At 67.8% G+C, this 20,913-nt stretch carries 19 protein-coding genes; 15 read left to right on the top strand and 4 right to left on the bottom strand.

Annotation, left to right across the window (positions count from 1 at the left end; all coding sequences use genetic code 11):
* Together AAG801_RS27865 and serA are read right to left on the bottom strand one after the other, a co-directional pair.
* Positions 1 to 2,513 (bottom strand): DUF3683 domain-containing protein (locus tag AAG801_RS27865; protein WP_341891294.1); only part of this gene is annotated, 2,513 nt, incomplete at its 3' end.
* A 186-nt stretch (positions 2,514 to 2,699) separates the two neighbouring features.
* Positions 2,700 to 3,932: a phosphoglycerate dehydrogenase gene (gene serA / locus AAG801_RS27860; protein WP_101488989.1), complete on the bottom strand. Its 1,233-nt coding sequence runs from the start codon at positions 3,930 to 3,932 to the stop codon at positions 2,700 to 2,702.
* 227 nt (positions 3,933 to 4,159) lie between these two features.
* On the opposite strand from serA, the gene ugpB reads away from it, so the two are divergent.
* The 6 genes from ugpB to AAG801_RS27830 all read left to right on the top strand — a co-directional run bounded on the left by ugpB (position 4,160) and on the right by AAG801_RS27830 (position 11,669).
* The gene (ugpB, locus tag AAG801_RS27855; protein WP_101488988.1) at positions 4,160 to 5,470 is read left to right on the top strand and encodes a sn-glycerol-3-phosphate ABC transporter substrate-binding protein UgpB; all 1,311 of its coding nucleotides are present in this window, start codon (positions 4,160 to 4,162) and stop codon (positions 5,468 to 5,470) included.
* 98 nt (positions 5,471 to 5,568) lie between these two features.
* Positions 5,569 to 6,450 carry a sn-glycerol-3-phosphate ABC transporter permease UgpA gene (ugpA, locus tag AAG801_RS27850; RefSeq protein WP_101488987.1) on the top strand — a complete coding sequence of 294 codons (882 nt, stop codon included), beginning with the start codon at positions 5,569 to 5,571 and terminating at the stop codon, positions 6,448 to 6,450.
* Positions 6,451 to 6,489: 39 nt separating this feature from the next.
* On the top strand, positions 6,490 to 7,341 hold the full coding sequence (gene ugpE / locus AAG801_RS27845) for a sn-glycerol-3-phosphate ABC transporter permease UgpE (RefSeq protein WP_099792315.1): 852 nt from the start codon (positions 6,490 to 6,492) through the stop codon (positions 7,339 to 7,341).
* Positions 7,342 to 7,343: 2 nt separating this feature from the next.
* Entirely contained in the window at positions 7,344 to 8,351 is a 1,008-nt protein-coding gene (gene ugpC / locus AAG801_RS27840) for a sn-glycerol-3-phosphate ABC transporter ATP-binding protein UgpC (protein ID WP_099792317.1), read from the top strand.
* A gap of 3 nt (positions 8,352 to 8,354) precedes the next feature.
* Complete coding sequence (ugpQ, locus tag AAG801_RS27835) at positions 8,355 to 9,101, top strand: glycerophosphodiester phosphodiesterase (RefSeq protein WP_341891293.1); 747 nt, start codon at positions 8,355 to 8,357, stop codon at positions 9,099 to 9,101.
* 51 nt (positions 9,102 to 9,152) lie between these two features.
* On the top strand, positions 9,153 to 11,669 hold the full coding sequence (locus AAG801_RS27830) for a DUF3772 domain-containing protein (protein ID WP_341891292.1): 2,517 nt from the start codon (positions 9,153 to 9,155) through the stop codon (positions 11,667 to 11,669).
* A 13-nt stretch (positions 11,670 to 11,682) separates the two neighbouring features.
* Here the strand turns inward: AAG801_RS27830 and AAG801_RS27825 are convergent, their stop codons facing one another.
* A complete protein-coding gene (locus AAG801_RS27825; RefSeq protein WP_153285776.1) occupies positions 11,683 to 12,153 on the bottom strand; it encodes an Lrp/AsnC family transcriptional regulator in 471 nt (156 codons plus the stop codon).
* Between the two features lie 211 nt (positions 12,154 to 12,364).
* Here AAG801_RS27825 and AAG801_RS27820 point away from each other — a divergent pair, with 211 nt between their 5' ends.
* The 4 genes from AAG801_RS27820 to AAG801_RS27805 all read left to right on the top strand — a co-directional run bounded on the left by AAG801_RS27820 (position 12,365) and on the right by AAG801_RS27805 (position 15,629).
* Positions 12,365 to 13,342 (top strand): ABC transporter substrate-binding protein, encoded by a 978-nt coding sequence (locus tag AAG801_RS27820; protein ID WP_341891291.1) that lies wholly within the window; start codon positions 12,365 to 12,367, stop codon positions 13,340 to 13,342.
* 81 nt (positions 13,343 to 13,423) lie between these two features.
* A complete protein-coding gene (locus AAG801_RS27815) occupies positions 13,424 to 14,320 on the top strand; it encodes an ABC transporter permease (RefSeq protein ID WP_341891290.1) in 897 nt (298 codons plus the stop codon).
* On the top strand, positions 14,320 to 15,114 hold the full coding sequence (locus tag AAG801_RS27810) for an ABC transporter ATP-binding protein (protein ID WP_099792327.1): 795 nt from the start codon (positions 14,320 to 14,322) through the stop codon (positions 15,112 to 15,114). Before AAG801_RS27815 ends, AAG801_RS27810 begins: the two co-directional genes overlap by 1 nt.
* On the top strand, positions 15,114 to 15,629 hold the full coding sequence (locus tag AAG801_RS27805) for a GNAT family N-acetyltransferase (RefSeq protein ID WP_341891289.1): 516 nt from the start codon (positions 15,114 to 15,116) through the stop codon (positions 15,627 to 15,629). The genes AAG801_RS27810 and AAG801_RS27805 overlap by 1 nt, the downstream gene beginning before the upstream one ends.
* A 7-nt stretch (positions 15,630 to 15,636) precedes the next feature.
* Here the strand turns inward: AAG801_RS27805 and AAG801_RS27800 are convergent, their stop codons facing one another.
* The gene (locus AAG801_RS27800) at positions 15,637 to 15,915 is read right to left on the bottom strand and encodes a hypothetical protein (protein WP_192193322.1); all 279 of its coding nucleotides are present in this window, start codon (positions 15,913 to 15,915) and stop codon (positions 15,637 to 15,639) included.
* Between the two features lie 111 nt (positions 15,916 to 16,026).
* On the opposite strand from AAG801_RS27800, the gene hemA reads away from it, so the two are divergent.
* The 5 genes from hemA to AAG801_RS27775 form a co-directional block, all read left to right on the top strand.
* A complete protein-coding gene (gene hemA / locus AAG801_RS27795) occupies positions 16,027 to 17,301 on the top strand; it encodes a glutamyl-tRNA reductase (protein WP_341891288.1) in 1,275 nt (424 codons plus the stop codon).
* Positions 17,302 to 17,407: 106 nt separating this feature from the next.
* Positions 17,408 to 18,496, top strand: coding sequence for a peptide chain release factor 1 (prfA, locus tag AAG801_RS27790; RefSeq protein ID WP_099792335.1), 1,089 nt, complete (start codon positions 17,408 to 17,410; stop codon positions 18,494 to 18,496).
* Positions 18,496 to 19,344, top strand: a complete 849-nt coding sequence (gene prmC, locus AAG801_RS27785) for a peptide chain release factor N(5)-glutamine methyltransferase (RefSeq protein ID WP_341891287.1) — start codon at positions 18,496 to 18,498, stop codon at positions 19,342 to 19,344. The genes prfA and prmC overlap by 1 nt, the downstream gene beginning before the upstream one ends.
* 32 nt (positions 19,345 to 19,376) lie before the next feature.
* The gene (gene grxD / locus AAG801_RS27780; RefSeq protein ID WP_341891286.1) at positions 19,377 to 19,706 is read left to right on the top strand and encodes a Grx4 family monothiol glutaredoxin; all 330 of its coding nucleotides are present in this window, start codon (positions 19,377 to 19,379) and stop codon (positions 19,704 to 19,706) included.
* A 92-nt stretch (positions 19,707 to 19,798) separates the two neighbouring features.
* A partial coding sequence (locus AAG801_RS27775; RefSeq protein WP_341891285.1) for a hemolysin family protein occupies positions 19,799 to 20,913 on the top strand: 1,115 nt, incomplete at its 3' end.

Raw genomic sequence — 20,913 nt, 5'->3', positions numbered from 1 at the left:
GCGCGCGGCACGTGCGTGGCGCACACCGGCTTGCACTTGCCGCAACGCAGGCAGTCCTTCACGCTGTCGGCGATGGCGCCGATGTCGCTCTGCTGCATGATCAGCGACTCGTGCCCCATGAGGCCGAAGCTCGGCGTGTAGGCGTTGGTCAGGTCGGCGTGCAGCGTCTGCGCCTGCCCCGCGGGCGCGCGCAGCAGCTTGCCCTTGTTGAAGCGGCCTTCGGGGTCGACCCGGGCCTTGTATTCGGTGAACGGGCGCAGCTCTTCGTCGCTCAGGAATTCGAGCTTCGTGATGCCGATGCCGTGCTCGCCCGAGATCACGCCGTCCAGGCTGCGTGCCAGCGCCATGATGCGCACCACCGCGGCGTGCGCGGTCTGCAGCATCTCGTAGTTGTCGCTGTTGACGGGCAGGTTGGTGTGCACGTTGCCGTCGCCCGCGTGCATGTGCAGCGCGACCCACACGCGGCCCTTGAGCACCTGCTTGTGGATGGCGGTGCACTCGGCCAGGATTGGCCCGAACTCGGCGCCCGAAAAGATCTCTTGCAGCGGCTGGCGCAGCTGGGTCTTCCAGCTTGCGCGCAGCGTGTGGTCCTGCAGCTGCGGGAACAGCGCGTCGACGTTCTGCAGCCAACCGGCCCACAGCGCGCGCACCTCGTGCACCAGCGCCACCGCCTGCGCCACGCGATCTTCGAGCAGCTCGGCCGCCGGGATCTCGTGCGCGTCGTCGGTCTTGCCCAGCGGCAGGTTGCCGCGTGTGAAGAACGCTTCGAGCGCGTCGGTGAGCGCCAGCTTGTTCTGCAGCGACAGCTCGATGTTGATGCGCTCGATGCCGTCGCTGTACTCGGCCATGCGCGGCAGCGGAATCACTACGTCTTCGTTGATCTTGAAGGCGTTGGTGTGCTTGCTGATGGCGGCCGTGCGCTTGCGGTCGAGCCAGAATTTCTTGCGCGCCTCGGGGCTGATGGCAATGAAGCCTTCGCCGCTGCGCGAGTTGGCGATGCGCACCACTTCCGAGGTGACGCGTGCCACCGCGTCGGCGTCGTCGCCCGCGATGTCGCCGAACAGCACCATCTTCGGCAGGCCGCCGTGCTTCTTCGACTTGGTGGCGTAGCCGACGGCCTTGAGGTAGCGGTCGTCCAGGTGCTCGAGGCCGGCCAGCAGCACGCCCGAGCGCTTCTGCTCGGCGAACATGAAGTCCTTGATCTCGACGATGCTGGGCACCGCATCTTTCGCGTTGCCGAAGAATTCGAGGCACACGGTGCGCGTGTGCGCCGGCATCTTGTGCACCACCCAGCGGCAGCTGGTGATGAGGCCGTCGCAGCCTTCCTTCTGGATGCCCGGCAGGCCCGAAAGGAACTTGTCGGTCACGTCCTTGCCCAGGCCTTCCTTGCGGAAGGTCTTGCCGGGAATGTCGAGGCGCTCGGTGCGCAGCGGGGTCTTGCCGTCGGCGGCGAAGTACTGCAACTCGAACAGGGCGCTCTCGGCGTCGTGGATCTTGCCCAGGTTGTGGCCGATGCGGGTCACTTCGAGCCATTCGGCCTGCGGCGTGACCATGCGCCACGAGGCGAGGTTGTCGAGTGCCGTGCCCCAGAGCACGGCCTTCTTGCCGCCGGCGTTCATGGCGACGTTGCCGCCGACGCACGAAGCCTCGGCGGAGGTCGGGTCGACCGCGAACACGAAGCCCGCGCGCTCGGCCGCGTCGGCCACGCGCTGGGTGACCACGCCGGCCTCGGTCCAGATGGTCGGCACGGGCGCGTCCAGGCCGGGCATCGACACGTGCTCGACCTCGGTCATGGCCTCGAGCTTCTCGGTGTTGATGACCACGCTCTTCCACGTGAGCGGAATGGCGCCGCCGGTGTAGCCGGTGCCGCCCCCCCGCGGAATGATGGTCAGGCCCAGTTCGATGCAGCCCTTGACCAGCAAGGCCATCTCGACCTCGGTGTCGGGGCACAGCACGACGAAGGGGTACTCGACGCGCCAGTCGGTGGCGTCGGTCACGTGCGACACGCGCGAAAGACCGTCGAACTTGATGTTGTCCTTGGCCGTGAGCCGGCGCAGCACACGCGTGGCCTTGCGGCGCAGGGCGGCGACTTCGCGGAAGGTGTCGTCGAAGGCGGCGACGGCCTGGCTGACGAGGCCGGTGAGCTCGCCCACCAGCTGGTCGCGCGGCAGGTCGCTGTCGGGGGTGCGGCGCTTCTGCACTTCGCCCAGGCGGTGGCGCAGGGCGTCGACCAGCTGGCCGCGGCGGCGCGGGTTGTCGAGCAGGTCGTCGACGAGGTAGGGGTTGCGCTGCACGACCCAGATGTCGCCCAGCACCTCGTAGAGCATGCGCGCCGATCGGCCGGTGCGGCGCTCGGCACGCAGGATCTGAAGCAGTTCCCAGCCGCGTTCGCCCAGCAGGCGAAGCACGATCTCCCGGTCGGAGAAGCTGGTGTAGTTGTAGGGGATCTCGCGCAGTCGTACAGGCTCTGCGGCCTGTGACAACAGCGTATTCAACGCGGTCGGAGCATTCATCGGGTGGGGCCCTTGGCCAGGCGCTGCGCGCCCATGTAGCCGGGGGGTGGATTTTAGGGCAGGCCTTGGGGTCTTTGCCCTTCCCGTTCCGCTATTCCCTATGGCAAGCCCGATGCCTGCCGTGGCGTGGGGCCGCCGGCCCTCACCCCGCCCTCTCCCGGCGGGAGAGGGAGAAAGACAAAGGGCTTAGAACAGCACGCGGCTGCGGATCGTCCCGTTCACCTTGGCCAGCTTCTCCAGCGCCAGGTCGGACGAGGCGGCGTCGATGTCCATCACGACGTAGCCGACCTTCTCGTTGGTCTGCAGGAACTGCGAGGAGATGTTGATGTTGTTGTCCGAGAAGATCTTGTTGATCTCGGACAGCACGCCCGGCACGTTGCGGTGGATGTGCAGCAGGCGGTGCTTGCCCGGGTGCGCCGGCAGCGCCACCTCGGGGAAGTTGACCGACGAGGTCGAGGTGCCGTTGTCGCTGTACTTCACCAGCTTCTCGGCCACTTCGAGCCCGATGTTGGCCTGCGCCTCCATGGTCGAGCCGCCGATGTGCGGCGTGAGGATCACGTTGTCCAGCCCGCGCAGCGGCGACTGGAACTCGTCCTTGTTGGTGCGCGGCTCCACCGGGAACACGTCGATCGCAGCGCCCAGCAACTTCTTGCTCTTCAGGGCCTCGGCCAGCGGCTCGATTTCGACCACGGTGCCGCGCGAGGCGTTGATCAGGATCGACCCCGGCTTCATGGCGGCGATCTCGGCGGCGCCGATCATCCATTGGGTGGCCTGGGTCTCGGGCACGTGCAGGGTCACGATGTCGCTCTGGGCCAGCAGCTGGTGCAGCTCGCGCACCTGGCGGGCGTTGCCCAGCGGCAGCTTGGTGACCACGTCGTAGAAAGCCACGTGCATGCCCAGCGCCTCGGCCAGCACCGACAGCTGCGCGCCGATGGAGCCGTAGCCCACGATGCCCAGCGTCTTGCCGCGGATTTCAAAGGCGTTGTCGGCCGACTTGAGCCAGCCGCCGCGGTGCGCCACGGCGCTCTTCTCGGGCACGCCGCGCAGCAGCAGGATGGCTTCGGCCAGCACCAGCTCGGCCACCGAGCGGGTGTTGGAATACGGGGCGTTGAACACGGCCACGCCGTGTTCGCGGGCGGCGTCGAGGTCGACCTGGTTGGTGCCGATGCAGAAGCACCCGGCCGCCACCAGCTTGTGCGCGGCAGCGAACACGTCGGCCGTCAACTGGGTGCGCGAGCGGATGCCCACGAAGTGCACGTCGGCGATCTTGGCCTTGAGTTCGGCGTCGGGCAACGCACCCGGCAGCGCCTCGATGTTGGTGTAGCCGGCGGCGCGCAGCACCTCCACGGCCGAAGGGTGGATGCCTTCGAGCAAAAGGAACTTGATCCTGCTTTTGTCGAGGGAGGTTTTGCTGCTCATGGCGTACTCAGGAAGGCCCCGGCCATGGCGACAAGCTAGGCCAAAAAAGGGGAGGACGATGCTAGCATGGTGCAGCGCAGCAAGAGCCCTGCAGCCCGCGCCGGGCTTGACGCTAAAGGGGTTTCCCCGATTGGAATAGCCCCCGGGTCCGTGCCCCAATGTGACGCGGCTGTGTCACGCACATGCCCTAGCATTCGCGCTTTCCATTTTTTCCCCGAGGAGACTTCATGCGATTCAAGACGCTCGCGTTGGCATCGGCGCTGGCCGCCACGCTGTTCAATGCAGCCCAGGCCCAGACCGAAATCCAGTGGTGGCATTCCATGACCGCCGTCAACAACGAGTGGGTCAACGACCTGGCCAAGCAGTTCAACGAGAGCCAGAAAGACTACAAGATCGTCCCGACCTTCAAGGGCACGTACGACGAATCCATGACGGCCTCCATCGCGGCCTTCCGCTCGGGCAACGCACCGCACATCCTGCAGGTGTTCGAAGTGGGCACCGCCACCATGATGGCCAGCAAGGGCGCCGTCATTCCGGTCGGCCAGGTCATGAAGGACGCGGGCGAGAAGTTCGACCCGGCCGCCTACATCCCCGCCGTGGCCGGTTACTACACCGCCCCCAACGGCCAGATGCTGAGCTTCCCGTTCAACAGCTCGACCACCATCTTCTACATCAACAAGGACGCCTTCAAGGCGGCCGGCCTGCCGACCGACAAGGCGCCGTCGACCTGGCCCGAAGTGGTGGCTGCCGCCGCCAAGCTCAAGGCCAGCGGCCACAAGTGCCCGTTCACCACGGCCTGGCAGAACTGGACGCAGGTCGAGAGCTTCTCGGCCTGGCACAACGTCGAGTTCGCCAGCAAGGCCAACGGCCTGCAGGGCCTGGACGCGCGCCTGAAGGTGAACTCGCCGCTGCACCAGCGCCACATCGAAAACCTGGCCAGCATGTCCAAGCAGGGACTGTTCATCTACAAGGGCCGCGGCAACGTGCCTGAAGCCTCGTTCGTGTCGGGCGAGTGCGCCATGATCAACACGTCCTCGGGCTTCTACGGCAACGTGGCCAAAAACGCCAAGTTCGCCTACGGCCTGGCACCCCTGCCCTACTACCCGGACGTGCCGGGCGCACCGCAGAACACCGTGATCGGCGGCGCCAGCCTGTGGGTCATGTCGGGCAAGAAGGCCGCAGAGTACAAGGGCGTGGCCAAGTTCTTCAGCTTCATCTCGACGCCTGAAGTGCAGTCCGCCAGCCACAAGCGCACCGGCTACCTGCCGGTGACCACCGCCTCGTACAAGCTCACCGAGGAATCGGGCTTCTACAAGCAGAACCCCGGCACCGACGTGGCCGTGACGCAGATGATCCGCAAGGTCACCGACAAGAGCCGCGGCATCCGCCTGGGCAACTACGTGCAGATCCGCGCCATCGAGGACGAAGAGCTCGAACAGGTCTGGGGCGGCAAGAAGACGGCCAAGGAAGCCCTCGACGCCATCGTGACCCGCGGCAACGAGCAGCTGGAACGCTTCCAAAAAGCGAACAAAAGCTAACGATTGAAGTTCCGGGCTCCGTGTCCGGCTAATATCGCCCGCCCCCGCACGCCCTTATTCCAGGGCGCGCCGGGCGGGATTTTTTATGTAGAGGCTTCATGGAAAAACGCGTTTTCTTTCGCTCGGGCTGGTTGCCCTGGCTGCTGCTGACACCGCAGATGGCGGTGATCCTCGTGTTTTTCTTCTGGCCGGCCGGCCAGGCGCTGTTGCAGTCGCTGCAGCAGCAGGACGCGTTCGGCACGTCGGTCGAGTTCGTCGGGTTCGACAACTTCCGCCAACTCTTCAGCGACCCGGCCTATGGCGAGTCGTTCAAGACCACGGCACTGTTCTCGGTGCTGGTGGCCGGCATCGGCATCAGCCTGTCGCTGATGCTGGCCGTGTTCGCCGACCGCATCACCCGCGGCGGCATGTTCTACAAGACCATGCTGATCCTGCCGTACGCCGTGGCGCCCGCCGTGGCGGCCGTGCTGTGGGTCTTCATGTTCTCGCCCTCGCTGGGCGTGGTGGCCTATGCGCTGGGCAAGATCGGCATCAACTGGAACCACCTGCTCGACTCGGGCCACGCCATGACGCTGATCGTGATGGCTTCGGTGTGGAAGCAGATCTCGTACAACTTCCTGTTCTTCCTGGCCGGGCTGCAGTCGATCCCGAAGTCGCTGATCGAGGCCGCGGCCATCGACGGTGCGCGCCCGTGGCGCCGCTTCTGGACCGTGCAGTTCCCGCTCTTGTCGCCCACCACCTTCTTCCTGCTGGTGATCAACGTGGTCTACGCCTTCTTCGACACCTTCGCGATCGTCGATGCGGCCACGCAGGGCGGCCCGGGCAAGGACACGACCATCCTGGTCTACAAGGTCTACCACGACGGTTTCAAGGGCCTCGACCTGGGCGGCTCGGCCGCGCAGTCGGTGGTGCTGATGGTGATCGTGGTGGCGCTGACGGTCATCCAGTTCCGCTACGTCGAGAAGAAGGTGCAGTACTGATGAAGCAACAAGAACAAATCAAACTGGGCGGAGCGCAGCATGGTTGAGAAACGCGGCACGCAGGGCATCCTGGCCCACGTCATCATGATCCTGGGCGTGTTCATCGTCGCCTTCCCGCTCTACCTGGCGTTCGTGGCCTCCACGCACACGGCCCAGGAGATCGTGCAGGCGCCGATGCCCCTCACACCCGGCTCGAACATCGTCGACAGCTACAAGGGCGCGCTCTTCGGGCGCGAGAACAGCGCGGGCTCCAACGCCCCGGTGGCGCACATGATGTGGGTGAGCTTCGTGACGGCCATGGTCATCGCCATCGGCAAGATCACCATCTCGCTGCTGTCGGCCTTCGCCATCGTGTACTTCCGCTTCCCGTTCAAGAAGATCTGCTTCTGGGCCATCTTCGTGACGCTGATGCTGCCGGTGGAGGTGCGCATCCTGCCCACCTACAAGGTGCTGTCCGACCTGAACATGCTGAACACCTACGCGGGCCTGACGGTGCCGCTGATTGCGTCGGCCACGGCGACCTTCCTGTTCCGCCAGTTCTTCCTCACGGTGCCCGACGAGCTCACCGAAGCGTCGCGCATGGACGGCGCGAGCCCCATGCGCTTCTTCTTCGACGTGCTGCTGCCGCTGTCGAAGACCTCGATCGCGGCGCTGTTCGTGATCCAGTTCATCTACGGCTGGAACCAGTACCTGTGGCCGCTGCTCGCGACCACGAGCGAAGACATGTACCCCGTGGTGGTCGGCATCAAGCGAATGATTGCCGGCGGCGACGGACAGAACGAATGGAACGTCGTGATGGCCACCGCCATCCTGGCGATGCTGCCGCCCGCGCTGGTGGTGATCCTGATGCAAAAGTGGTTCGTCAAGGGCCTCGTGGACACTGAAAAATAACTATGGCTGCTCTCTCTCTACGCAACGTCATCAAGCGCTACGGCCACGGGCCGAAAGCCAACCAGGTCATCCACGGCGTGAGCGCCGAGATCGCCGACCATGAATTCATCGTCATCGTCGGCCCCTCCGGCTGCGGCAAATCGACGCTGCTGCGCATGGTGGCCGGCCTCGAGGAAATCTCGGCCGGCGAGATCGCCATCGGCGGCAAGGTGGTGAACCAGCTCGAGCCCTCCGAGCGCGACATCGCCATGGTGTTCCAGAACTACGCGCTGTACCCGCACATGAGCGTGTTCGCGAACATGGCCTACGGCCTGAAGATCGCCAAGGTGCCGACACCCGAGATCAAGGTGCGCGTCGACAAGGCCGCCAAGATCCTCGAGCTGGGCCACCTGCTCGAGCGCAAGCCACGCGAGCTCTCGGGCGGCCAGCGCCAGCGCGTGGCCATGGGCCGCGCCATCGTGCGCCAGCCGCGGGTGTTCCTGTTCGACGAACCGCTGTCGAACCTCGACGCCAAGCTGCGCGCGCAGACCCGCCTCGAAATCCAGAAGCTGCACCGCGAACTCGGCATCACCTCGCTGTTCGTCACGCACGACCAGGTCGAGGCCATGACGCTGGCGCAGCGCATCATCGTGATGAACGGCGGCGTGATGGACCAGTTCGCGACGCCCGAAGAGGTGTACTCGCGCCCGGCCACCACGTTCGTGGCGAGCTTCATCGGCTCGCCGCCGATGAACCTGCTGCGGCACGCACCGGGCGTGCGCCCGGGCCAGATCCTGGGCATTCGCCCCGAGCACATGAAGCTCGACGAAAGCGGCTGGACGGTGCAGGTCGAGCAGGTCGAACTGCTGGGCGCCGAGCGCCTGGTGTACGGCCGCATCGGCGAGGAGCAGATCATCATGCGCACCGACGAGGGCGACCATCCGCCGGTGGCCGGCGACACGGTGAAGATCGCCGCGCGCGAAGACAAGCTGCACTGGTTCGACGCCGGATCGGGCAAGAGGGCAGACTGAGCAATGGCCGAACGCAGTCCCTGGCCCTACCCCCGCTGGATCGCGCACCGCGGCGCCGGCAAGCTGGCGCCTGAGAACACGCTGGCCGCCTTCCGCTTCGGCGCGTCGCACGGCTACCGCATGTTCGAGTGCGATGCCAAGCTCAGCGCCGACGGCGTGGTCTTTTTGATGCACGACGCCACGCTCGATCGCACCACCAACGGCCACGGCATCGGCGGCCAGCAGGCGTGGGGCGCGCTGTCGCAACTCGACGCCGGCGGCTGGCATTCGCGTGCCTTCGCGGGCGAGCCGCTGCCCACGCTGGAAAACCTGGCCCGCTTCTGCCGCGCCAACGACCTGCTGCTGAACATCGAGATCAAGCCCACGCCCGGCACCGAACGCGAGACCGGCGAAGTGGTCGCACGCGAAGCCGCGCGCCTCTGGCAGGGCGCGGCCGTGCCGCCGCTGCTCACCTCGTTCCAGATCGACGCGCTGAAGGGCGCGCAGGCCGTGCAGCCCGAACTACCGCGCGGCCTGCTGCTCGACACGCTGTGGAACGGCTGGCTCGACACCGCGCTGAGCCTGGAATGCCAGGCCATCGTCTGCAACCACGCGCTGTGGGACACCGCCATCGTGGCGCAGGTGCATGGCGCAGGCCTGCGCTCGCTGAGCTACACGGTGAACGACGATTGGGCCGCGCAGCGGCTCATCGACCTGGGCACCGACGGCATCATCACCGACCGCGTCGACCTGTTCAGTCCCGCGGGCTGAGGCTGCATTTCTTACCCGTTCTTACGTCATGGCGGCTTCTATGATGCGGCCATGAATCGGACCTCTCGCCTCGCGGGCCTGCGCCTCCCCGCCCTCCTGGCCGCGTTGACCGTGTGGGCCCTGCTGATGTGCGGCAGCGCCCTCGCGCAGCCCGACGCCAGCATGAACGCCGGCAACGGCAACCCCAACAACAGCGCCAACACCGCGGCGGCCGCCACGCCGCCACCCACCATCGCGGAGCTGCGCGCGCAGTTCGCGCGCATCGCGCCCACGGGCAAGGCCAACGCCAGCGTCGTTCCGGGCGCCGAAGACGACGACGCACGCAAGCAGCTCGCGCAGATCAACGAGATCGGCGTGCAGGCCGACAAGTTCGTGTCCGCCCGCGCCAGCGAACTGGCCGACCTGAACGCACGGCTCGGCGAACTCGGCAACCCGCCCGCGGCCGGCGCCACCGAAGACCCCAACATCACGCGCCAGCGCGCGCAGCTGACCAAGGAGCGCAACGCGCTCGACGCGGACATCCGCCTGGCCCGGCTCCTGGCGATCGACGTGCGCCAGCGCGGCACCGACGTGGTGTCGCAGCGGCGCCAGCAGTTCGAGGCCGAACTCACCAGCCGCGCCGCCTCGCCGCTCGGCGGCGAGTTCTGGGACGACCTGCGCGAGGCCTGGCCCGACGACCTGGCCCGGCTGCAGGCGATCGGATCGGCGCTCGGCGACGGTTTCGATCAGGCGCTGCAGCCCGAAAGCCGCACGCCGGTGATCGCCGCCTTCATCGGCGCGCTGCTGCTCGCATGGCTCGGCGTCTGGGCCGCCGAGCGCGGGCTGACGCGGCTGGCCACGCGCGTGCTGCCGGCCGGGCGGCTGCGCCGCTCGCTGCTGGTGATCGCCATCGTCGCCACGCACGTGCTGTTGGTCGCCGTGGCCGCGCACGGCGTCGTCGAAGTGCTCAAGGCCCACGCGATGTGGGACGCACAGGCGCGCAAGGCATTGCAATCGGCAGCGCAGACGCTGACCTTCATGGCGTTCATCATCGGCCTGGGACGCGGGCTGCTGGCCACGGGGAGGCCGTCGTGGCGCCTGCCGGCCATTCCCGACCTCACGGCCCAGCGCCTGTCGGCGTTGCCGTGGCTGGTGGCGCTGGTGGCCGCGCTGGCGTGGACGCCCGCCGAGATCAACGCGCTCATCGACGCCAGCTTTGCCGCCGTGGTCACCACGCACGTGGCAACGGCGCTGCTGCTCACCGCGCTGGTCGGCACCGTCGTGTACCGCCTGAAGGCACTGCGCGCCGACGCGCCCGACGCCGGCCTGCCGGAACGCCCGATGTGGGTCGGGGTGCTGGTGGCGCTGATCGTGGTGCTGGTGATCGCGATCTGGGTGCTGGTGGCCTTCGGCTACGTGGCGCTGGCGAGCTTCCTGGCCTCGCAGCTCACCTGGAGCGGCATCGTCGCGGCGGCCTTCTACGTGCTGTTCAAGTTCGCCGACGACCTGTTCATGGCCGTGGTGTCGTCGCGCAGCGCCTCCGGCCAGCGGCTGCAGAAGAGCTTCGGCCTGGCGCCGCAGACGCTCGACCAGGCGGCGACGGTGCTCTCGGGCCTGAGCCGCGTGGCGCTGTTCTTCTACATGCTGGTGGCGCTGGCCGCGCCGCTGGGCACGGGCCCGGGCGAGGTGTTCCAGCGCGGCGGCAAGCTCGGCACCGGCGTGAAGGTGGGCGAGTTCCAGCTGGTGCCGGGCGCGATCCTCAGCGCCGTGGCCGTCGCGGTGATCGGCTTCATCGTGCTGCGGGTGTTCAAGCGCTGGCTGTCGCGCAGCTACCTGCCGAGCACGCAGTTCGAGCCGGGCATGCAGAGCTCGATCACCACGCTGCTGGGCTACGTGGGCGGCATTCTGGTGGTGGCGTTTTCGCTGTCGGCGCTGGGCATCGGCATCGAGCGCATCGCGTGGGTGGCGAGCGCGCTGTCGGTGGGCATCGGTTTCGGCCTGCAGGCCATCGTGCAGAACTTCATCTCGGGGCTCATCTTGCTGGCCGAGCAGCCGGTGAAGGTGGGCGACTGGGTGGTGCTGGGCACCACCGAGGGCGACGTGCGGCGCATCAATGTGCGCGCCACGGAAATCCAGCTGGGCGACCGCTCGACGCTGATCGTGCCGAACTCGGAGTTCATCACCAAGACCGTGCGCAACATGACGCTGGCCAACGCCGAAGGCCGCGTGCTGATTCGCCTGCCGATGCCGCTGACCACCGACGCGCAGCGCGTGCGCGACCTGATCCTCGAGGCCTGCCGCGCGCACGAAGGCGTGCTGGAAACGCCGGCGCCGTCGCTCACGCTCGAAGGCATCGAGAACGGGTTGCTGATCTTCCAGGCCATCGCCTACGTGCCGAGCCCCCGGCTGGCGGGCGGCGTGCGCAGCGACCTGCTGTTCACGATCCTCGATGCGCTCAAGCAGGCCGACCTGCCGCTGGCCACGCCCACGACGCTCGTGATGGCGGCGGCCGCGCCGGTGCTGCCCGCCGAGCCGTCGCCGGCGCCGGCCACACCGGCGTCTCCGCTGCCGGGCACCACCAGCACCTGACGCGCCCGCCGCCTTATTCGAGCGGCAGCGCGCCCGTGCACTTGATCTCGTTCAGGCACACGCTGGAGCGCACGGCCGACACGCCCGGCATGTGCATCAGCGTGTGCATGAGGAACTGCGACAGCGCCTCCAGGTCGCGCGCGACCACCTTGAGCACGTAGTCGAAGTCGCCGGTCACCGAGTAGCACTCCAGGATCTGCCGCATGTCGGCGATCAGGTCCTGGAACTTGGGCAGCTCGTCGACGTGGCCGCGCGCCATCGTGACGTGGATGAAGGCGATCACGCCCAGCCCGATGTGGCGCGCGTTGAGCCGCGCGGCGTAGCCGCTGATCAGCCCCAGTTCTTCGAGCCGCCGGTGGCGCCGCAGGCACTGCGCGGGCGACAGCTGGGCCACCTCGGCCAGGTCGAGATTGGACGCGCGGCCGTGCGCCTGGAGGTGCTCCAGAATCCGCCGGTCGGTGCGGTCGAGTTCGATGATCTGCAATTTCGTCTCCCCATATGCATGATTGATGCAATTATGTTTCTTAAAGCGGGGAAAGCCCGAGGGGTTCATGCACCTTAATTGTGCAAAGTACGATCTAGACTTCGACGCGCCCGGACGGCGTTGCATCCATCCGGGCCGCTGAATGGCGCCCCAGGCTTTGCCGGCGGCTTCGAACGCACCCACACCTCTTTCCCCTCCCGGAGACCCTTACGTGAAAAACGCTTTGCTTCGCACCCCCTTCAGCGCCGTGGCCCTGGCCCTCGGCGTGCTCGCCGCCGCACCGGCCCTGGCCGCCGACAAGTCGGTCGCCGTGACCGCCATCGTCGAGCACCCGGCGCTGGACGCCGTGCGCGACGGCGTGAAGGAAGAGCTGAAGGCCGCCGGCTATGAAGTGGGCAAGAACCTCAAGTTCAGCTACCAGAGCGCGCAGGGCAACGTGGGCACCGCCGCCCAGATCGCCCGCAAGTACGTGGGCGATGCGCCCGACGTGATCGTGGCCATCGCCACGCCGTCGGCGCAGGCGACCGTGGCCGCCACCAAGACCATTCCCGTCGTGTACTCGGCCATCACCGACCCGGTGGCCGCCAAGCTGGTGAAGAACTGGGAGCCCTCGGGCACCAACGTGACGGGCGTATCCGACCTGTCGCCGCTCGAGAAGCACATCGACCTGATCAAGAAGGTCGTGCCGAACGCCAAGCGCATCGGCGTGATCTACAGCCCCGGCGAAGCCAACTCGGTGGCCATCGTCACCGCACTGAAGAAGGCCGCCGCCGACGCCGGCATGACCGTGGTCGAAGCCGCCGCCGCACGCACGGTCGACGTGCCCACCGCCGCCCAGAGCCTGGTCGGCAAGGCCGACGTGATCTACACGCCCACCGACAACAACGTGGTCTCGGCCTTCGAGGGCATCGTGAAGGTGGCACAGCAAGCCAAGCTGCCCGTGGTGGCCGCCGACACCGCCACCGTCGAGCGCGGCGCCGTGGCCGCACTGGGCCTGAACTACACCGACATCGGCCGCCAGACCGGCAAGATCGTCGTGCGCATCCTCAAGGGCGAGAAGCCCGGCACCATCGCCTCGCAGACCAGCACCAACTTCGAGCTGGTGGTGAACCCCGGCGCGGCCAAGCTGCAGGGCGTGACCCTGTCGGACACGCTGCTGAAGTCGGCGAAGGTCGTCAGCACCAAGTAAAAGCCGCCCCGGCGGGCCTTTTGCTCCCGGCGCAGGCCGGGCGCGCCAGCCCGCCGACTGCTGCGCTCCCCGGAAGCCCCCATGTCCCTCATTGCTTCGCTGGGCGCCATCGAGATCGGTCTGATTTTCGGACTGGTCGCGCTGGGCGTCTTCATGTCGTTTCGCATCATCAACTTTCCCGACCTCACGGTGGACGGCAGCTTTCCGCTGGGCGCCGCCGTGGCCGCGACGCTCATTGTCGCGGGCTGGAATCCCGCCGCCGCCACGGCCGTCGCCTGCGTGGCCGGTGCCGCCGCGGGCTGGCTCACGGCCTGGCTCAACGTCAAGCTGAAGATCATGCAGCTGCTCGCGAGCATCCTGGTGATGATCGCGCTGTACTCCATCAACCTGCGCGTGATGGGCAAGCCCAACGTGGCGCTCATCACCGAACCCACGGTGTTCAGCATGGTCAGCTTCGGCGGCATGCCCGAGCAGTGGGCCAAGCCGCTGTTGCTGCTGATCATCGTGATCGCCGCGAAGATCGTGGTCGACATGTTCTTCGCCTCCGAAGCCGGCCTGGCGATGCGCGCCACCGGCGGCAACGCGCGCATGGCGCGTGCCCAGGGCATCTCGACCGACTTCCACACGATGGCGGGCCTGGCGCTCTCGAACTCGCTGGTGGCGCTGGCCGGTGCGCTGTTCGCGCAGAGCCAGGGCACGGCCGACATCTCGATGGGCGTGGGCACGATCGTGATCGGCCTGGCCGCCGTGATCATCGGCGAGACCCTGCTGCCCGCGCGCAGCATGGTCATCACCACGCTGGCCTGCGTGCTCGGTGCGCTGCTGTACCGCTTCTTCATCGCGATGGCGCTCAACACCGACTTCATGGGCCTGCAGGCGCAAGACCTGAACCTGGTCACCGCCGTGCTCGTGGCGTTCGCGCTGCTGGTGCCCGCCTACAAGCGCAAGCTGGGCGGACTCTTCAAGGGGAAGAACTGATGCTGCGCGCGCAACAACTCGAAATTACGTTCAACCCCGGCACGCCGATCGAAAACCGCGTGCTGCGCGGCCTGAGCCTGGACATTCCCACCGGCCAGTTCGTCACCGTGATCGGCTCGAACGGGGCGGGCAAGTCGACTTTTCTCAACGCGATCAGCGGCGACCTGATGGTCGACAAGGGCCGCCTCGAAATCGACGGCAAGGACGTGACCCGCCTGAACGCTTGGCAGCGCTCGGGCATGGTGGCCCGCGTGTTCCAGGACCCGATGGCCGGCACCTGCGAGGCGCTGACCATCGAGGAAAACATGGCGCTGGCGTGGAAGCGCGGCGAGCGCAGGGGCTTCGGCTTTTCGCTCAACCGCAACCTGCGCGAGCTGTTCCGCGAGAAGCTGTCGATCCTGAAGCTGGGCCTCGAAAACCGCCTGGCCGACCGCATCGGCCTGCTCTCGGGCGGCCAGCGCCAGGCCGTGAGCCTGCTGATGGCGTCGCTGCGGCCTTCGCGCATCCTGCTGCTCGACGAGCACACGGCCGCGCTCGACCCGAAGACTGCCGCCTTCGTGCTGGAGCTGACGGCCAAGATCGTCGAAGGCAGCCAGCTCACCGCCATGATGGTCACGCACAGCATGCGCCAGGCGCTGGACTACGGTTCGCGCACCGTGATGCTGCACGAAGGCCAGGTGATCCTCGACGTGGCCGGGGACCAGCGCTCGGGCCTCGATGTGCCCGACCTGCTGCGCATGTTCGAGCAGACGCGCGGCGAGAAGCTGGACGACGACAAGCTGCTGCTCGCCTGATGGACGCCGCGCCTTCTCTGCTCGTGCGCGACATGCGCGCAGACGACCTCGAGGCGGTGCTGGCGATCCAGCTCGCCTGCTACGGCGCGGGGTTCGTGGAGGACGGCGTGCTCATCGCGCGGCGGCTGGCAGCCTCGCCGCACACCGGCTGGGTGGCCGAGCACGGCGGCGCCGTGCGGGCCTACCTGGCGGCCTACCCCTCGCAGCACGGCAACCTCACGCCGCTGCACGGCGACTTCGAGGTCGCGCCCGACGCCGACGCGCTCTACCTGCACGACCTGGCGGTGCACCCCGAGGCCTCGGGGCTGGGCCTGGGGCCGCGCCTCGTGCGCCACGCCTGGGCCCACGCACTGCGCGCGGGCTGGCGGCATTCGACGCTGGTGTCGGTGCAGGCTTCGGTCGGGTTCTGGGAGCGCCAGGGTTATGCGGCCACGGCGCCGGCCGGCGAGGCGCAACAGGCCCGGCTGGCGACCTATCCGGGGCTGTCGGTCTACATGGCCCGCCGGCTCGATTGACGCCGGCTCAGCGGCCCCAGCCGCGCATCACGAGCCACTGCACGGTGCCGCAGACCGCCGCCAGCGCGGCGTAAGTGGTCATCGAGCCGTCGCGGCCCGTGACGATCAGGCCGGCCAGCGAGGTCAGCAGGCCGGCCCCGAAGGTGATCGCCCATTGCATCCACCAGCGCGGAATGCCGGTGCGCGGGCCGCCGAGAAAGCGCCCCACGGCCACGAGCACCCAGGCGATGAAAGCCGCGGGTGCCGCAAAATTAAGCAGGTGATTGAAGAGGTCCAGCAGGTCCATGAGGGGCCGTGAGTGAGCGCGAAGGCCATGTGGCGGCGCATATGGCTGTCATAGGGAAAGCCATTTGTCCCTCGGAACGCCTCGCCCGGCTGCTGATTTTATAATCATGGAATGTCAGTCTGGGCTCTCGGCTTGAACCACACGACCGCGCCGCTCGATCTGCGCGGTCGTTTCGCGTTCGCGCTCGATCAGATCGCCCCGACGCTGCACAGTTTGCGCAGTTCTTTTGGCAGCAGCAGCAGCCACCCGCAGGTCGAGGCCGCGATCATCTCGACCTGCAACCGCACCGAGATCTATTGCGCCTCCGAGCACATCGCGCTCGACCACACCTTCGGCTGGCTGGCCCAGAGCGGCGGCGTGGCCCCTGCCCTGCTGCGCTCGCACGCCTACACCCTGCACGACGACGAAGCCGCACGCCATGCCTTCCGCGTGGCCAGCGGACTCGACTCCATGGTGCTCGGCGAGGCCCAGATCCTCGGCCAGATGAAAGACGCCGTGCGCGCGGCCGAAACCGCCGGCGCGCTCGGCAGCACACTCAACCAGCTGTTCCAGCGCTCGTTCGCGGTCGCCAAAGAAGTACGCACCGCCACCGAGATCGGCGCCCATTCGATCAGCATGGCCGCCGCCGCCGTGCGCCTGGCCGGCCAGCTGTTCGAAGACCTGCGCACCACGCGCGTGCTGTTCGTCGGCGCGGGCGAAATGATCGACCTCGCGGCCACGCACTTCGCGGCCAAGGAACCCAAGGCCATCGCCATCGCCAACCGCACGCTGGAGCGCGGCGAAAAGCTGGCCTCGCGCTTCGGCGGCGAAGCCATGCGGCTGGCCGACCTGCCGGCGCGGCTGGCCGAGTTCGACATCGTCATCAGCTGCACCGCCAGCACGCTGCCGATCATCGGCCTGGGCGCCGTGGAGCGCGCGCTCAAGGCCCGCAAGCACCGCCCGATGTTCATGGTCGACCTGGCCGTGCCGCGCGACATCGAGCCCGAGGTGAAGGCCCTCGAAGACATCTACCTGTACACCGTGGACGACCTCGCCCAGGTGGTGCAGCAGGGCCAGGCCAACCGCCAGGCCGCCGTGGCGCAGGCCGAAGTCATCATCGACGCCGGCGTGCAGAGCTTCATGCACTGGCTGGGCCAGCGCGGCACCGTGCCGCTGATCCAGCAGCTCAACGCGCAGGCCGACGAATGGCGCGCCACCGAAATGGCCCGCGCGCGCAAGCTGCTTGCCAAGGGCGAATCGGTCGAGGTCGTACTCGAAGCCATGTCGCGCGGGCTCACGCAGAAGATGATGCACGGCGCCATGGCCGAGCTGCACGCGGGCGATGCCGCCTCGCGCGAACAGACGGCGCAGACGCTCTCGCGCCTGTTCCTGCGCAAAGAGCGTTAGCGACGACGCGCGTCGATGGCCCGCCCGCCGCGCGGGCCACGCTTTTCATGCGCCCTGCCGCTGCACTGCGGCGTTCCTCCCTCCCATTTTTCGGGCCTCTTCCGTCGTGAAATCCTTTCTGCGCCACCAACTCGAACGTTATGTCCAACGCCTGGGCGAGCTCGACTTCCTGCTCTCGCGCGAAGACATCATGAGCGACATGGCGCAGTACCGCACCATCTCGCGCGAGCACGCCGAGGTCACGCAGATCGCCGGCCGTTACGAGCGCTTCAAGCAGCGCGAGGCCGACATCGCCGGCGCGAAAGAGATGCTCGACGACCCCGACATGGCCGAGATGGCCACGGAAGAAATCGCCGGCGCCGAGGCCGAGCTGGTGCAGCTCGAAGACGAGCTGCAGCGCCTGCTGCTGCCCAAGGATCCGGACGATGCGCGCAACGCCTTCATGGAAATCCGCGCCGGCACGGGCGGCGACGAATCGGCACTGTTCGCGGGCGACCTGCTGCGCATGTACACGCGCTACTGCGAGCGCGCCGGCCTGCGCTGCGAGATCGTGAGCGAAAGCGCGAGCGAACTCGGCGGCTACAAGGAAGTGGTGATCCGCATCGTCGGTGACGAAGTCTTCGGCAAGCTGCGCTTCGAATCGGGCGGCCACCGCGTGCAGCGCGTGCCGGCCACCGAGACGCAGGGTCGCATCCACACCAGCGCCTGCACCGTCGCCGTGCTGGCCGAGCCCGACGAAACCGTGGCGGTGCAGATCAACCCGGCCGACCTGCGCATCGACACCTACCGTGCCAGCGGCGCCGGCGGCCAGCACATCAACAAGACCGACTCGGCCGTGCGCATCACGCACATCCCGACCGGCATCGTGGCCGAGTGCCAGGACGACCGCAGCCAGCACCGCAACAAGGCCAAGGCGCTACAGGTGCTGTCGGCGCGCATCCAGGAAAAAGACCGCAGCGAGCGTGCCGCCAAGGACGCCGCCATGCGCAAGGGCCTGATCGGCAGCGGCGACCGCTCGGACCGCATCCGCACCTACAACTTCCCGCAGGGTCGGCTCACCGACCACCGCATCAACCTCACGCTCTACAAGCTGCTCGCCATCATGGAAGGCGACCTGGGCGACGTGCTCGAGGCGCTGCGCGCCGCGCGCGAGGCCGAGCAGCTGGCCGAGCTGGAATCGAGCCTGCCCGCGTGATGACCGACACCACCGCACCGTCCACCGTGGCGCAGGCGCTGGCCGCGGCCATGGCCCTGGGCATCGACCGCCTCGACGCCCAGCTGCTGCTGCTGCACGCGCTGGGCCGCCCCGTGAACGACCGCGCCTGGCTGCTCGCGCACGACACCGATCCGTTTCCCGGCGAGGCCTGGCCCGCGTTCGCGGCCCGGCTGTCGCGCCGCACGGCGGGCGAGCCGGTCGCCTACCTGCTGGGCGAGAAGGAATTCCACGGCCTGCAGCTGCAGGTCGACGCCCGCGTGCTGGTGCCGCGCCCCGACACCGAAACGCTGGTCGAGTGGGCCCTCGCCTGCCTCGATGGTCGCCCGGCCCCGCGCGTGCTCGACCTCGGCACGGGCAGCGGCGCGATCGCGCTGGCGCTGCAGCATGCGCGGCCCGATGCGCAGGTCGACGCGGTCGATGCCAGCGCCGACGCGCTCGCGGTGGCCCGGGCCAACGCGCAGCGCCTGGGCCTGCCGGTGCGCTTCACCGAATCAAACTGGCTCGACGGCGCCACCGACGGCTACGCGGTCATCGCCAGCAACCCGCCGTACATCGCCGCCGGCGATCCGCACCTGCCCGCGCTGCGCCATGAGCCGACCCGCGCGCTGGTGGCGGGCGCCGACGGCCTCGACGACATCCGCCAGATCGTGCGCGACGCGCCCGCCCACCTGGCCGACGGCGGCTGGCTGCTGCTGGAGCACGGCCACGACCAGGCCGAGGCGGTGCGCCAGCTGCTGGCCGCGCGCGGCTTCGCCGAAGTGCAAAGCCGCAACGACCTCGCCGGCATCGCGCGCTGCTCCGGCGGCATCTGGCGCACGGTGAAATAATCCCCCCAGCCCACTTTTCTTCAGGAGTCCCCATGTCCGACGCTCAACAACGCATCGACGACCTCGTCAAATCCAACGAACTCGTGCTCTTCATGAAGGGCAACGCCAGCTTCCCGATGTGCGGTTTCTCGGGCCGCGCCATCCAGATCCTCAAGGCCGTCGGCGTCGACACCAAGGCGCTCAAGACCGTCAACGTGCTCGAAGACGACGGCATCCGCCAGGGCATCAAGGAATACAGCAACTGGCCCACCATCCCCCAGCTCTACGTGAAGGGCGAATTCGTGGGCGGCTCGGACATCATGATGGAGATGTACGAGTCGGGCGAGCTGCAGCAGGTGATCGGCGGCGGCGCGCCCGCCTGAGCCCTGCGCTTCTTGTTTGACGGGCGCCGCGTCCCGCGCGCGCCCGAACCCGGCGCCAGTCATGGCACCATGGCGGTCTACAACGTGCCGCCATGACTCTCACCCAAAGCCTGCTCATCATCGCGCTGCTGATCGCGATGAGCGCCTTCTTCTCCCTCGCCGAAATCTGCCTGGCCGCCTCGCGCCGCCTGCGTCTGCGCCAGATGGCCGACGAGGGCGACCCGCGCGCGGAAAAGGTGCTGCGCGTGCAGGAGCAGCCGGGCCACTACTTCACCGTGGTGCAGATCGGCCTGAACGCGGTGGCGATCCTCGGCGGCGTGGTCGGCGAAGGCTCACTGAGCCCGTATTTCGCACGCTTCTTCGAGAACTGGCTGAGCGTGGAGGTTGCGGCCAACATCGCCTTCCTGTGCTCGTTCGTGATCGTGATCGCGGTGTTCCTGGTGTTCGCCGACCTGTTCCCCAAGCGGCTCGGCATGAGCGCGCCCGAACGGCTCGCCGTGCGCATCGTCGGGCCGATGCTGCTGCTGATCACCGCCTTCAAGCCGCTGGTGTGGTTCTTCACGCGCGCGACCGATCTGCTGTTCAAGGTGCTCGGCATGCCGATGGCGCGCGACGACAAGATCACCTCGGCCGACATCCTCGCCATGACCGAGGCCGGTGCGCAGGCCGGCGTGCTGGCGGCGCGCGAGCAACAGGTGATCGCCAACGTGTTCGAGCTCGAGACGCGCCTCGTCAGCAGCGTGATGACGGCGCGCGAGAGCATCGCCTGGTTTTTGCACGACGACCCCGAGTCGGTGCTGCGTGCGCGCATCGTGGCCGAGCCGTTCTCGGCCTACCCGGTGTGCGATGGCGACATCGACCACGTGCTGGGCTACGTGGACGCCAAGGACATGTTCCAGCGCGTGCTCAGCGGCCAGCCGCTGGCCTTCGACCAGGGCCTGACGCTGCACAAGGCGCTGGTGATTCCCGACCGGCTCTCGCTCACCGAGGTGCTCGAGCAGTTCCAGCAGGCGCGCGAAGACTTCGCGATCATCGTCAACGAGTACAGCCTGGTGGTCGGCGTGATCACGCTGAACGACGTGATGAGCACGGTGATGGGCGACCTGGTGTCGACGTCGACGCCTGAAGAAGAACAGATCGTGAAGCGCGACGAGAACTCGTGGCTGATCGACGGCATCACGCCCATCCAGGACGTGCAGCGCGCGCT

The sequence above is a fragment of the Variovorax sp. YR752 genome, from assembly GCF_943372545.1.
The sequence above is the reverse complement of the archived record's forward strand: the minus strand, read 5'-3'. Positions and strand labels throughout refer to the sequence as shown.